The organism is Desulfoscipio sp. XC116 (assembly GCF_039851975.1).
Taxonomy (GTDB): domain Bacteria; phylum Bacillota; class Desulfotomaculia; order Desulfotomaculales; family Desulfallaceae; genus Sporotomaculum.
In genome coordinates, this window is the sequence record NZ_CP156660.1 from 3,418,200 (window position 1) to 3,431,275 (window position 13,076).

General features: G+C 45.4%; 11 protein-coding genes. 5 read left to right on the plus strand and 6 right to left on the minus strand.

Features of this window, described 5'->3' with window-relative positions; translation table 11 throughout:
- Positions 1-60 precede the first annotated feature (60 nt).
- The 5 genes from ABDB91_RS16240 to ABDB91_RS16260 all read right to left on the minus strand — a co-directional run bounded on the left by ABDB91_RS16240 (position 61) and on the right by ABDB91_RS16260 (position 4,385).
- Positions 61-333, minus strand: a complete 273-nt coding sequence (locus ABDB91_RS16240; RefSeq protein WP_347488726.1) for a hypothetical protein — start codon at positions 331-333, stop codon at positions 61-63.
- Between the two features lie 415 nt (positions 334-748).
- Positions 749-1,030, minus strand: a complete 282-nt coding sequence (locus ABDB91_RS16245; RefSeq protein ID WP_347491630.1) for an alpha/beta-type small acid-soluble spore protein — start codon at positions 1,028-1,030, stop codon at positions 749-751.
- A 187-nt stretch (positions 1,031-1,217) separates the two neighbouring features.
- Positions 1,218-1,802 (minus strand): GerMN domain-containing protein, encoded by a 585-nt coding sequence (locus tag ABDB91_RS16250; RefSeq protein ID WP_347488727.1) that lies wholly within the window; start codon positions 1,800-1,802, stop codon positions 1,218-1,220.
- 253 nt (positions 1,803-2,055) lie between these two features.
- Complete coding sequence (locus tag ABDB91_RS16255; RefSeq protein WP_347488728.1) at positions 2,056-3,513, minus strand: ATP-binding protein; 1,458 nt, start codon at positions 3,511-3,513, stop codon at positions 2,056-2,058.
- Positions 3,513-4,385: a response regulator transcription factor gene (locus ABDB91_RS16260; RefSeq protein ID WP_347488729.1), complete on the minus strand. Its 873-nt coding sequence runs from the start codon at positions 4,383-4,385 to the stop codon at positions 3,513-3,515. The genes ABDB91_RS16255 and ABDB91_RS16260 overlap by 1 nt, the downstream gene beginning before the upstream one ends.
- A gap of 483 nt (positions 4,386-4,868) precedes the next feature.
- Between ABDB91_RS16260 and hcp the strand changes: the two genes are divergently transcribed.
- The 4 genes from hcp (at position 4,869) to ABDB91_RS16280 (ending at position 9,612) form a co-directional block, all read left to right on the plus strand.
- A complete protein-coding gene (gene hcp / locus ABDB91_RS16265) occupies positions 4,869-6,503 on the plus strand; it encodes a hydroxylamine reductase (protein ID WP_347488730.1) in 1,635 nt (544 codons plus the stop codon).
- 276 nt (positions 6,504-6,779) lie between these two features.
- Positions 6,780-7,277 carry a cation:proton antiporter regulatory subunit gene (locus tag ABDB91_RS16270; RefSeq protein ID WP_347488731.1) on the plus strand — a complete coding sequence of 166 codons (498 nt, stop codon included), beginning with the start codon at positions 6,780-6,782 and terminating at the stop codon, positions 7,275-7,277.
- Positions 7,278-7,281: 4 nt separating this feature from the next.
- On the plus strand, positions 7,282-8,529 hold the full coding sequence (locus ABDB91_RS16275) for a cation:proton antiporter (protein WP_347488732.1): 1,248 nt from the start codon (positions 7,282-7,284) through the stop codon (positions 8,527-8,529).
- Positions 8,530-8,532: 3 nt separating this feature from the next.
- A complete protein-coding gene (locus ABDB91_RS16280) occupies positions 8,533-9,612 on the plus strand; it encodes a DUF3231 family protein (RefSeq protein WP_347488733.1) in 1,080 nt (359 codons plus the stop codon).
- 245 nt (positions 9,613-9,857) lie between these two features.
- Here ABDB91_RS16280 and ABDB91_RS16285 read toward each other — a convergent pair whose 3' ends face one another.
- Positions 9,858-11,750 (minus strand): methyl-accepting chemotaxis protein, encoded by a 1,893-nt coding sequence (locus tag ABDB91_RS16285; RefSeq protein ID WP_347488734.1) that lies wholly within the window; start codon positions 11,748-11,750, stop codon positions 9,858-9,860.
- A 637-nt stretch (positions 11,751-12,387) separates the two neighbouring features.
- On the opposite strand from ABDB91_RS16285, the gene ABDB91_RS16290 reads away from it, so the two are divergent.
- On the plus strand, positions 12,388-13,071 hold the full coding sequence (locus ABDB91_RS16290) for a response regulator transcription factor (protein ID WP_347488735.1): 684 nt from the start codon (positions 12,388-12,390) through the stop codon (positions 13,069-13,071).
- Positions 13,072-13,076: the final 5 nt, after the last annotated feature.

Here is a 13,076-nt window from a genome sequence, read left to right on the forward strand (position 1 = left end):
GATTTAGTTCAGGATTGCGGTATTAGTCTGTCCTATGCGCTAATTTTACTGTCATTTACTTTAGCTTTGCCGCTTCATCCGCCTAACCGCGTCAATATGCCGGCACACAAAGTCAGGCTTAACCCGGGATCTAAACCTGTAAGTACAGCATTCACAGCTATTTTCGGTAGCTCGCAATTCCCAACGGCAGTCATAGTCGGTAACGAGCGCCTCCTTTTCATTGATAAAATAAACAACCAGATCATCAACGAAATAAGGCTCACGAATTTTTACCGTCATAATGATACCTTCCTTTAATAAATAATTTGTCAACATAGCATTGCTGATCCGCATAATACTTTTAGTCTCCGTCTAAAAGGCTAACACAGGGGCTTCCCTATGTAAAGAGCTTCCTGATTAAATACTAATCCTGCCGACATATAAGAGTGACCGACAAGACTTTCCTGTACTGCACAGCTTTTCTGCGTGACAAATTAAATATATACTATCTTGTTATGGGAGGAACTGCCTTGTCCAAAACACCAGCTTTTTAAATTACAAGGGAGTGTCGCAAAACTACTTTCTTAGAGTAGTGAGCGACGCTCCCCTTCCCGGATGCAGCCAATTATTCCGATAATAATCCGGTATCTTTGCAAAAGGCTGCCGCACTATGAACTATTTAGTCCGTTGTGCAACAGCCCCCCTATTTTTACTTCAGACAGGGTAGAATCCATCTGAAGCCCCGCTGTTCAGCTTTAATCGAACGAGTTCACTCGTTAAGCATCTCCGGTGACTTATTCGCTGCTCCATTTAGCATAGTGCGGTTTTTATAGTTCCAAGCCAGCACGGCCTCAGCAAAAGAGACCATTTTTTTGGTCATCCCACCACCCACTTTACCGTTCAGGCGACTGGGCAGTTCTCCTTTGTCCACATAAGCATAATTGTCCATACCCAATTCCGAAGCCATTTCATTTCTAAATTCCTCAAGAGCCGGAGCTACATAATTTTGCAGTTCCCGCGGCACCAAACCGGTGGCGGCTGTTTCGTTCATTAATTCAGGAAGTACATTTTCAAGTATCATCACATTTTTAGCAGGATCTTTTGCCAAGACCGTCACCTCCATGAAAATTTTAAAAAAATCTTATCATACCCAATAATCGTTAATAGCATCCCTTTTATATGATTTTTTATACAATAAAAAAATGCCCAGTTTTAACTGAACATTAATTGTTCAACAATTACTCATCGCCCAAGCTATAATCCGGTGCCAGCGGCACAGTGGTATCCATATTGCCGTTTAAAATGCTTTCCTCTTTATCGCCTTCCAACAAAAACTGCACCTTTTCAATGCCCGGCAGCTTAGCCAGCGAATTTACCACCGAATAAAGGGTCATGGTTTCGCCGGACGAACCGCCCCAATGCTTGGTTTGAAATTCCTTGGAAAAATTGACATAGGCTACCCCGTCTACCACCGATACGGAAAGCAGCTTGGTTCCCGTAGGAATAGTTTGCTCCAAGTTATCTTTTTGGGGCCCGTTTATCAATTCCCCAATGATTACCGCCTCCAGCGCTTCATCCCCCTTGGTTACCGTCCTTTCTTCCGGCACAAGGCGCATAGCCTGATCATCACTGAAATAAAGGGTAACCTTTTGTTGTGTTTGGGCCGGCTTGGCGCTTATATCGCCATTTTGATTTAAAGCATCATGTCGTGACGAGGTGTCGCTGTCTTTACCGCACCCCGCCAGCGTTAAAGTCAATAGAAGCAACACCGCTGCCGTCACTGTTATAAACTTCAGCTTAAATGCTTTCCCTTCTTTTCGCATAAATATAGCCCCTTTCAAATAAAATTAACGTCGTTCCCCTGATTTCCATTGTAAGGATAAATTATAAGTATCATTAAGCTATCCAAAAGCTATCCAAAACTTAAATGCAATGATCACCATTAAGGTTAGTATAACCATGAAATATTTCACCGGTGTAAAAATCTATTACAAATTCATTACAAAATTGTTACATTATAAAAAGTAAAAAGCCGGCACTTTAACCCGGTTTAACTTATTCTACAAACAACAGATTTCATTGCTGCACATGCTGCTGATAAGGAAACATCAGCTCAAAGACGGTCCCCGCCCCGTACCGGCTAGCCACTTTTACAGTGCCCCCGTGCCGGCGCATGGCCCGGCGGACAATAGCCAGCCCCAGCCCGGTACCGCCTGTGGCGCGAGAACGGGCTTTATCCACCCTGTAAAAACGATCGAAAATGCGGGGCAAATCTTCGGCGGGAATACCCTCGCCGGTATCCGCCACCCGCACGGTTAGGTTCTCCTTTTCCGCCCATGCCTCCACTGTCACCCTGCCGCCTTCGGGAGTATGTCTGACGGCGTTATCCACAAGGTTAAGTATTATGCCGGTAGTCAAATCCGGGTTTAACGGCCAACATAATCCCGAAGCAATATTTGTTTGCAAACTAACGCCGCACTCTTTTGCCCGGGGAAACAGCAATGTTATCACATGATCAACCAAATCGCCGATGCTCCTGTCTTCCAAAGGCAGCGGTGAATCCCCTTCCTCCAGCCTGGTCAGCTGCAGCATGTGATTTACAATCCGAGCCAGGCGGTCCATTTCGGTGTTAATATCCGCCAAATATTCCCGGTAGACAGCAATGTCTTGTTCGTTGGTGTCCAAAAGGGACTGAGCCAATGCCTTTACCGAGCTTAAAGGCGATTTTAATTCATGGGAGGCATCAGCTAAAAACCTGCGTCGCGAGCGGTCAACTTCAGCCAACCGACCGCTCATGTCGTTAAAAGCAACGGCCAGCTGTCCCAGCTCGTCACCGCTGCGAGCCGGGATACGCTGGGCCAGGCGCCCCGCGGCCACCTGCCGCACCGCCCCGGTCAGCTCCTTTACCGGCCTTGTTAATAGTCCGGCCAGCCACAGACTCAAAAGCACGGCCACCAGTCCGCTTACCAGGGAAACCAGAACCATCCGCCCTTGAATATCACCCAGCACCGCGTAAACGTCATCCAAGCCAGCCACCAGCATAACCACCCCGGCCACGGATTTGTTCCGGAGCATCGGTACCGCTGCGTACAACACCCTTTCACCGCTGCCCAGACGATGCACGCCTGTTTGCCCCGAACCGGCCAGCGCAGTTTGCACCTCACCGTGGCGCAAGGTACGGTTCAGCACCCATTCCTCCCCATAAGAATCGACTATTACACTGCCCCGCTGATCCAATACCAACACCCGAACCCCCATCCGGGCGCCAAAATCATGGGCCAAATAATAAGCGTTGCGATCCGGGCGCAGCAGCGTATCCTGGCCGGTGGTGGCGATAATATTGGCATTGGCCAGGTGGATAGTTGCCTTTTCCCCAAGATAACTCTGCTCCAGTACCCGCAGCAGGAAAAGATTGGCGGAGCCAAGTATTAATACGATCAGCACAAAATAAGTACCGGCCATTTTCCAGCGTATGGAGGTTTTTGCTAGAACATTCATCCACATATTAATCCAAGTTTTCACCGGTGTTTTCATTAATTCTCTCCCGCAAAGTAGTACCCGGCGCCCCAGCGAGTCATAATCCAGCGTGGATTGGCAGTATCCGGTTCTATTTTCTGCCGCAGTCGTCGGATGTAGACATCCACCACCCGTGGTTCTCCGAAATATCGCGGTCCCCAAACCTGTTCCAGCAGCACTTCCCGGGTAAAAATCCGCCCGGGATGCCGAGCCAGGATCAGCAATAGATCAAATTCCCGGACGGTCAGTTCCACCGCCCGACCCGCCCGGCCCACACGCTGCCGCAGCACATCTATCTCCAAACCGCCCGCTTTAATCATCTTTCCCGGTAAAGCAGCGTCCGGAAACATCCCCACGTCACTATGCGCCAAGCTATCCGGTACGCGGGAACCGTCTTCGGTTCCCGCGCCATCGTCCAACCTTCCCGCATTACCGGCCAACCCACTGCCTGATTTAGTCTCATCAGCGGCCCGTTCGGACTCACTTAAACCGTCCGCATGATAGCCAACGGCAGCCTCGGACCGGCCAAACCGCACCCGGCGCAGTATAGCCCTGATCCGGGCAATTAATTCCCGGGTATTGAAGGGCTTGGCCAAATAATCATCCGCCCCCAGTTCCAACCCAACGATTTTATCCACGTCATCTCCCCGGGCGGTTAACATTATAATGGGTAAATTACTGAACTGCCGAATGCGGCGGCATACTTCCAGCCCATCCACCCGCGGCAGCATAATATCCAACACTACCAAATCCACCGGACCGCCGCGCACCAAAGACAAGGCCTCGGCGCCATCATAAGCCACCCCCACTTCATAGCCCTCATTTTCCAGACTGCGCTTCAATCCTTTAACCAGTAACCGCTCGTCGTCCACCAGTAAAATTTTAGCCAAGCAGCATCTCTCCCATAGCAGACTTCTCCCTTTAGTGAAGAAACAGTAAGTTTTATGATTTATAACATGAATACTCTACAACCATATCCAACCCCGGGGCTACCTACGCTTATAACCCGATTTTTCCTACCCCTTTGCTTGGTATAATAACCCGGCAGCGCCACATAAGCAACCGCCGCTAAATTAAGCACCCCCAAACCGCTCCTGTCTCCGGTGAAAATTTTACCCTATGGGCAAAACCAACAGATTTAACTAATGTTAGTCCTCCAAGCATCACACTGTGAGCAAAATCACACCCAACCAATGCTGCATATCATTTTCCGCTAATTTTATAAATGGTATCTTTTTATCAACAGCAAATACCGAGACCCGCCGCAAACCAGAAAGCACAAACAAAAAGCAACGCACCTTCAACGGAAATTTTAATTTCCGGCGGGTAAAGTATTAAGGCCAAATTTACCAATAATCAGAGGAGGTATAAAAATGTTTTGTAATCAATGTGAACAAACGGCAAAAGGTATGGGTTGTTCAGTATCCGGGGTGTGCGGCAAAAAGCCCGATGTGGCAGCCCTTCAGGACCTGCTGCTGCATGCAGTCAAAGGTTTGTCCCTGTACGCTCATGAAGGGCGCCGGGTTGGAGTAGCAGACCCGGAAGTCAACAGATTTACCGTCGAAGCTATGTTTTCCACCCTTACCAATGTCAACTTCGACCCCACCCGGTTTCAGGCCTATATCAACCGCTGTGTTGAACTAACCGTTCAACTTAAAGAAAAAGTGGCCGCAGCAGGCGGCAGCATTAACTTTTCCGACCCCTCGGCCGGTTTTAAACCCGCCCCGGATCTGGCAGGGCTGGTTAAGCAGGGAGAAGAAGTGGGTCTGGTAACCAACCATGAAGCTGACCCCGATATCCAATCTTTACAGCAAATAACTGTATATGGACTAAAAGGTGTCGGCGCTTACGCAGACCACGCAGCTATTCTCGGTCAAGAGGACGATAAGGTATATGCCTTTGTCCATGAAGCAATGGCAGCCCTGACCCAAAAAGAACTAACCCTGAACGACTGGGTAGGCATAGCATTAAAATGCGGTGAAATAAACCTTCGGGTGATGGAAATTTTAGATGCGGGCAATACCGGAACTTACGGCCACCCCGTTCCCACCGAAGTTCCTCTCGGCCACAAAAAGGGCAAGTGTATTCTCATCTCCGGTCATGACCTGAAAGACCTTGAGGAACTATTAAAACAAACCGAGGGCAAAGGCATCTATATCTACACCCACGGTGAGATGCTGCCCACCCACGGTTACCCGGAACTGAAAAAATACAAACATTTCTATGGTCACTTCGGGACAGCCTGGCAAAACCAGAAAAAAGAGTTTGCTCAGTTCCCCGGCTCCATTTTAATGACCACCAATTGCATTCAAGAACCTCAAAAGGTTTACGCGGAAAACATCTTCACCACCGGCAATGTAGGCTGGCCCGGCGCCAAGCACGTTAAAAACGGTGACTTCGGACCCGTTATAGAAAAAGCACTGGCCCTGCCCGGCTTTGAGTCGGATGAAGATAAAGGATCGGTTATGGTGGGATTCGGCCGCAACGCCGTTCTGGGTGTGGCAGATAAGGTGATAGATGCAGTCAAGTCCGGCGCCATCAAACACTTCTTCCTGGTAGGGGGATGCGACGGGGCAAGACCAAGCCGCAGTTATTACGCCGAGTTTGTTGAAAAAACGCCCCAGGACAGTATCGTACTGACCCTGGCCTGCGGCAAGTTCAAGTTCTTTGATAAAAAACTGGGTGATATCGGAGGCATCCCCCGGCTGTTGGATATCGGTCAGTGCAACGACGCCTACTCGGCCATCCAGATTGCCGTAGCTTTAGCCAATGCGTTTAAATGCGGTGTAAACGATCTGCCCTTGTCCATGATAATCTCCTGGTACGAGCAAAAAGCGGTGGCCATACTGCTCACCCTCCTGCACCTGGGCATCAAGGGCATTCGCTTGGGCCCGAGTCTGCCGGCCTTTATAACTCCAAACGTGCTGGATGTGCTGGTCAAAAACTTTGATATCAAACCCATCACCACACCGGACCAGGATCTTGCCGCCATCCTGAACAAAGCTTAAAATTCACCTCAGGTTGTAAAGAGAGAGCCATTATGTGCTCTCTCTTTAGTTTTTTTATTGACTCTGAAGCTTGCGATGGAATAATCATAGCATTTATTTATCTGCGATAGATAGACGTTTATTTTTCCATTCAGCAAATAAAGCATCGGACCGGATATTAAACGAATATTTAACCGACATTAGACCATGGTAAAAAAACTATGTTAAAATAACAATAATAAATATGTTGTGTCAGCAATATGGCGAACGCAATCTCTTTCTAAAGGAGCGGTGTTTATGGGCACTATTCGGGAATCGGACCTGCCGGGTATAGGAAGAAAATTTCAAATTGATACACGCAGCGGGGACAAAATTATCATCATAGTACATGATGACGGGAAACGTGAAATGCACCATTTTGACTATAACGACCCCGAAGAAAGCATATCCATGGTTACGCTTGACGATTCCGAGGCCCGTCGGGTGGGTGCTATACTCGGGGGAATGGTTTATATGCCCAAAGCCCTTGAATCAGTGGATGTTGCTTTTGATGAAATGACCATTGAATGGTTCAAAGTTGAGCCGGAAGCTAAAAGTATTGGGAAAACAATAGGTGAACTACATATCCGCAAGAAAACCGGGGCGGCCATAATTGCTGTAATCATGAAAGATCAGGGAAAAGTGATCAACCCCGGCCCCGAACAGGTTATCAATAAAGGGGCTACTCTGGTGGTTCTCGGTGAAAGGGGACAAGTCAAAGCGTGTAAGCGACTGATAAACGATGGGAGCATGTAAATAAATGGAGCATGACATCTTATTTGAAATCGGCATAGCAATCGGCATTATTGCCGCCGCCGGGCTTTTAGCTTCCCGCCTGCGGTTTTCCATAGTCCCATTGTTGATACTGGCCGGATTGGCCGTGGGGCCACACATACCACAATTCTGGATAATAGATTTAAGTTTTATTAATAGTACGCCATTAATAGACTTCATGGGCCGGCTCGGTGTTCTTTATCTCATGTTTTACCTCGGCCTGGAATTCTCAGTTGGTCGGCTGCTAAAAGCAAGCAGTGCAATTTTAAAGACCGGTTTAATATATATGGCCATTAACTTTACAATAGGAGTTCTGTTCCCTTTTCTATTAGGTTGGCCCATTAAGGAAATATTAGTGACCGCGGGCATAATGACAATATCATCCAGTGCTATAGTAGCTAAAGTTCTAGTTGAACTAAAACGGGCTGTCAGACCGGAAACAGAAATGATTTTGGGACTCATGATGTTTCAGGATGTATTTGTGGCCATATATCTGTCTATAGTGTCCGGGCTCGTTTTAACCGGGTCAACATCGCCGGAAATGGTTTTAAAGTCCGCATCGGTGGCTTTAGGGTTTATGATCGGAATATTGCTTTTAGGCCGTAAATTAAAGTCCCTGTTAAATCGTCTTCTGGATATTCCCTCGGATGAAGTGTTTATGCTATGTTTATTTGCCGCATTAATTATGGTAGCCGGATTTTCTGAATCAATCCACGTTGCCGAAGCCATAGGAGCACTACTGGTGGGGCTGGTCCTGGCCGAGACTGAACATGTTGAACGTATAGAGCATCTGGTTGTGCCTTTCAGGGATTTCTTCGGCGCTCTCTTTTTCTTTAGTTTTGGTTTAAGCATCGACCCCCTGGCATTACCCGGCGCCGTATGGCCCGCCGTAATAGCCGTACTCCTTACGATTATCGGCAATTTTGTTTCCGGTATGATCTCCGGGCGCATATCCGGATATTCACATAGGGCCTCTGTAAATATCGGGTTAACAATCACCTCCAGAGGAGAGTTCTCCATTATTCTGGCCGGCCTTGCCGAGGCCGGGGCTTTATCGCCCATCTTACAATCCTTTGCCGCCTTATATGTACTTATTCTAGCTGTATTAGGACCGCTGTTAACTAAAGAGTCCAAGTGGATTTATGCCCAATTGGGCCGTTTGTTTAAATGGCCCCCATTAGTGGAAAAAAGCCGAAGAAAACAAAAGCCGAACATTGTCGCCGAAAGTCAGTAAAGCTTGGAGATCAAAGATACAGCCGCCGACCAAACAAAAAAAAAAGCATTTTTTGTTTTAAAAACAGCCATACTATCTTTAAAAATATGGCTGGTGGTAAATATGTTAATATCCTTACCCTTCTTAAACCGCAACTCCAAACCATTAATTATCGATACTTCGGAAGCATATAACCTGTGGGACGTATTGAATTCCAAGTATATGCAAGCCGATAAACTCAAACTTTGGAAAAATTATATCCATGACCGTGACTTATTGGGTATGTTGGAGACGGCAGAACGCGAATTATTAAAATCCATCGAACAAATAGAGAGAAATCTTCAGTTATCCGGCATCAAAGGGCCGGATAAGTACAAAAGCGTAATTAAAACATCTGCTAATAGCGAAGTATTGGACGATGAAACAATTGCCCAGGATTATTACTTTTTTTTACAGGAAATGATTGAGTTAATGCTAAGGGCTGCCAGAACATCCACCACCAATGACCAGATGCGCAATATGTTCATAAAACAATTAAAAAATATGGTAGAGTTTATTGATTTATATGTCAAATACCTTAAACTTAAAGGTTGGCTGGGGGTGCCGCCTTTATATAAACTGGTGCCCAAAGAAGTAAATGATAAGCTCGATACCGGTGAAGCCTATCATCTTTGGAACCATACCACCTACCGGTACGACAATATGCACCAAACGGATATATATCACGCCTTTGCTCATGACGTGGATTTTAAAGCCTTGTTAAAAACCGGCATGCAGGTATTGTTAAAAAAGCAAATCAACCTGCTTGAGAAAGAACTTGAACATTTTGGCATTCCGGTGCCCAAACGCCCCTCCAGTGTATACGTAACTCCATCGGATACAACAATATTGGATGACGACCATATGTATAGAATGATCTTAACCGGTATTCAAGGAACTGCCTCACTGCATGCCCAGGCTTATAAACAGTGTTTCACCAATGAACGAATACGGAATATTTTTAAGACATTGCTATACAGCGAAATTGATTGCATAGATGACTTAATTAAATTCGGCAAGATTAAAGGCTGGCTGCACCCGGCCCCGCAATACAGGCTTCAGTAAAGCTTATGACTAAACGCAATGTATTAACCACCAATTGCGTGGAGGTTATCCCAAATCATCATGCTCCAATGAAATCCACATAATCTACTTTCACCGGCGCAAAATGAACGCCCCTCACATAAAGCTACTGATGGTCCAGATGTTGGATAAAAGACAGCAAAAACACTACTGCCGCAGCGGTAGTGTTTTCTTATTAATTAAGCTCGATAGTTAAACAGACAATTAGCCCTCGCTAATCCCAATTCTTAATCTTCCACTTTAAATTGTTCCGCGGCCCTTTGTAATTCCATAGCTATTGTGGACAACTCCTGAGCCGTGTTGATTATCTGCTGCATTGTGGAAGCAACCTCTTCCTGAGCAGCCGCCAGTTGCTGTGTACCATCATTAACCTGGTTGCTGCCCTGAGCCATGTCCTGAACCATTTCGGAAATCTTGCGAATAGCCTCAATAATATCACTTAAGGCAGTACCTGCTTTGCCGGCCAGTTCGACCCCCTCGCCAACCACAGCCGTGCCCTGATGCATGGAAATAATCGAGTCGTTGACTTTTGTTTGCATTTGCCTAATTAATGCGGTTATTTCATTGGCTGCCCGGCCTGACTTTTCAGCTAAATTACGCACCTCCTCGGCCACTACCGCAAACCCCCGGCCATGTTCCCCCGCCCTGGCTGCTTCGATAGCGGCGTTCAAAGCCAACAAGTTAGTTTGGTCGGCAATGCCCGTAATGGTGTTAATAATTTGACCGATCCGCTCCGATTGATAGCCCAGTTCTTCCACTGCCCGTGCAATAACCTTTGTATTGTCGGCGATCGTGTTGATCTTTTCCAGCGCCCGCTCAACAGCTTTACTGCCTGCGGCAGCTATTTGGCGCGTATTTTCGGACTGTTCGTCTGCTAAACGGGCGTTTTCAGTAACCTGGGCGGTTATAGCGGCTACTTCGGTAGTTGTACCGGCCAACTCTTCAACAGTAGCACCCACCTCTTGTCCCGATGCAGCCAGCTGCTGGCTTTGGGATGAGAGTTTTACTGAGTTATTCTGTAATTTGCCCACGATTTCCCTGAGACTAATCATCATCTTATTAAATGCACCGGCCAGTTGACCGATTTCATCATTACCACACACATTGATATCACGACTTAAGTCACCGTTAGCCATGTAATTTACATTGCCAACTATTAAACTGATCGGTTTGGAAATCCTCCGGGCAAAAACCAGTGCTATTACCAGTCCCAAAAGCACCGCAATTACACCTATGGTTATACAGTAACCCCGTAATGCATAAACCGGTTCCAAAAAATCTTTAACCGGTGAAGTAAGAGCGATTGACCATCCCATGCCCTGATAGTCCTCCCAGCCATCCAAGGGCACATAAGCTACATACTTGTCATCTCCTTCGTAAACATATCGAGTAAACCCGGTTTCCCCCTTAACCATTTTTTCTCCGGCAGACTTCAGTGCGTCAATACCCTCGTTTAAAATATTATTGTTGAGCACCATATTTAAATCGGGATGAGCCATAATTACACCCTGATCATTAATCACGTAAGCATAGCCATTATTCCCGGCTTCTTTTTGTAATCTGCCGAAACCATCCGCTATAACCCAAATAGTATCCTCCAATGTCAACCGGGTGGTTAAAACCCCGATTATATTGCCATTCCTGTCCTTAACCGGACCGGCAAAATTAAGAATTGGTTTGCCCAGGTCCAGGGACATGCGCACATCGGATATATACATGTTACCTTTAATGGCCGGGGTAAACCATTCGGTATCGTGCTTCATTGTTCCCACATTGCCGTCGCTGTCCGCTATCTGCAGCCCGCTGACATCGGTAAGCGAAATAGAAGCGTAACAATTGTAATATTGTTTAAACTCGCGCAACATGGCCGATTTTTCTTCCGCAGAAACATCAGGACCGCTAATGATCGGGTTTAGAGCCAAAATATTGATATCCTGACTGCGTTCATATATATATTTATCGATCATGTCCGAATATATTTTAGCGTCTGTCAAAAGCTTGTCCCGCGTAAAGTCCACCAGCATAGCCCGCGACTTGTTATATGAAAGATAGCCTATTGAAGTTACAGAGATAATTACAATTAAAGTTATAATTACAGCCAACCTAGTTCTAATGTTCATGGGCAAGGGCTTTTAACGCCCGTTCACCCCCTTCGTATTAATTTTAGGTTTTATCCGGCAAGCTTAGCCCGAGACATCTGTTCACCCATTCTTAAAAACTACAGTTTTTCACCTTAAGCCCCTCCTTTCTTAAAAACTAATTCCCATCCTTTTTCACCATTTAAAGTCTTGTTATCACCACATTTTGTGATTTAATTCACTTCGTGGGGCACAGACAGACCTTGATAATCTATACTATATTTTAACTTCTAATTATGGCAGCGGCATAAATATCTAGAATGAAACAAATTTCACAATTAATAATATTTAACAACACTTCACTTACATTATCAAGTAAAAAATAACCAATTTAGCGTTAAATCACATTATAAAAATTTTATCAAGTTCCACAGATAGTCCTTCAAAAATGCAGGATTGCGTTTTTCGGACTAATATCGCTTGACATATAGAGGTCAAGTATTTTATCAAATCCTTCTTCCGCGGTACCCAACATTCCCATAATTATAGTATTTATCAGGCTTTGCTTACTCTATATGCCAGAATTAAAAGCTTAAACCCCGGTAACCCGCAAACATGTTAAAAAAATAAAACCGGAGTTGTTATATAATTGTAGAGTGGTGATAACATGGAGGCTAAAATGAGAAAAATATTATTAGTTGAAGATGATTTAAGCTTAATTGAAGGCTTGAAATTCTCACTTTCCAGGCACGACTTTGATATCACGATTGCGAGAACTGTAAAGGAAGCCAAAAAAATTTTAAATCAAAATAATTACAATTTAATTGTATTAGATTTAATGCTTCCCGATGGCAGCGGTTTTGATATATGTAAAACAGTCAGGCAAACATCAAATATACCTATAATTTTTCTAACAGCTTCCGATGAGGAAGTAAATATTGTCATGGGTCTGGATATAGGGGGAGACGATTATATAACAAAGCCGTTTAGGTTAAATGAATTTATGTCAAGAATAAATGCTGCATTAAGGAGGTCAGACCCCCGGAAGCAGCTGTCAACGGAGTTAATTTCCAATGGAATTATAGTAAGGCTCCTGGAAGGAAGAGTAATAAAAAACGGCCTGGAAGTAGAACTTACAAGTGTCGAATACAGATTGTTATGTTTGTTTATGCAAAATCCAAGGATTATATTATCAAAGAAGCAAATAATGCAAAAGTTATGGGACTGCCGTGAAAGCTTTATCGACGATAACACTCTAGCTGTTTATATCAGCAGACTGCGAGAAAGAATAGAGGCTAATCCAAAGCATCCCTCCTTTTTAGTTACCATAAGGGGCATGGGATATAAATGGAACAATCTGTGAGGTCT

Coding starts and splice junctions, on each gene's coding strand:
- ABDB91_RS16240 (WP_347488726.1), bottom strand. CDS start 333: ATGCGGATCAGCAATGCTATGTTGACAAATTATTTATTAAAGGAAGGT.
- ABDB91_RS16275 (WP_347488732.1), top strand. CDS start 7,282: ATGGAGCATGACATCTTATTTGAAATCGGCATAGCAATCGGCATTATT.
- ABDB91_RS16250 (WP_347488727.1), bottom strand. CDS start 1,802: ATGCGAAAAGAAGGGAAAGCATTTAAGCTGAAGTTTATAACAGTGACG.
- ABDB91_RS16285 (WP_347488734.1), bottom strand. CDS start 11,750: ATGAACATTAGAACTAGGTTGGCTGTAATTATAACTTTAATTGTAATT.
- ABDB91_RS16290 (WP_347488735.1), top strand. CDS start 12,388: ATGAGAAAAATATTATTAGTTGAAGATGATTTAAGCTTAATTGAAGGC.
- hcp (WP_347488730.1), top strand. CDS start 4,869: ATGTTTTGTAATCAATGTGAACAAACGGCAAAAGGTATGGGTTGTTCA.
- ABDB91_RS16270 (WP_347488731.1), top strand. CDS start 6,780: ATGGGCACTATTCGGGAATCGGACCTGCCGGGTATAGGAAGAAAATTT.
- ABDB91_RS16255 (WP_347488728.1), bottom strand. CDS start 3,513: ATGAAAACACCGGTGAAAACTTGGATTAATATGTGGATGAATGTTCTA.
- ABDB91_RS16245 (WP_347491630.1), bottom strand. CDS start 1,030: ATGAACGAAACAGCCGCCACCGGTTTGGTGCCGCGGGAACTGCAAAAT.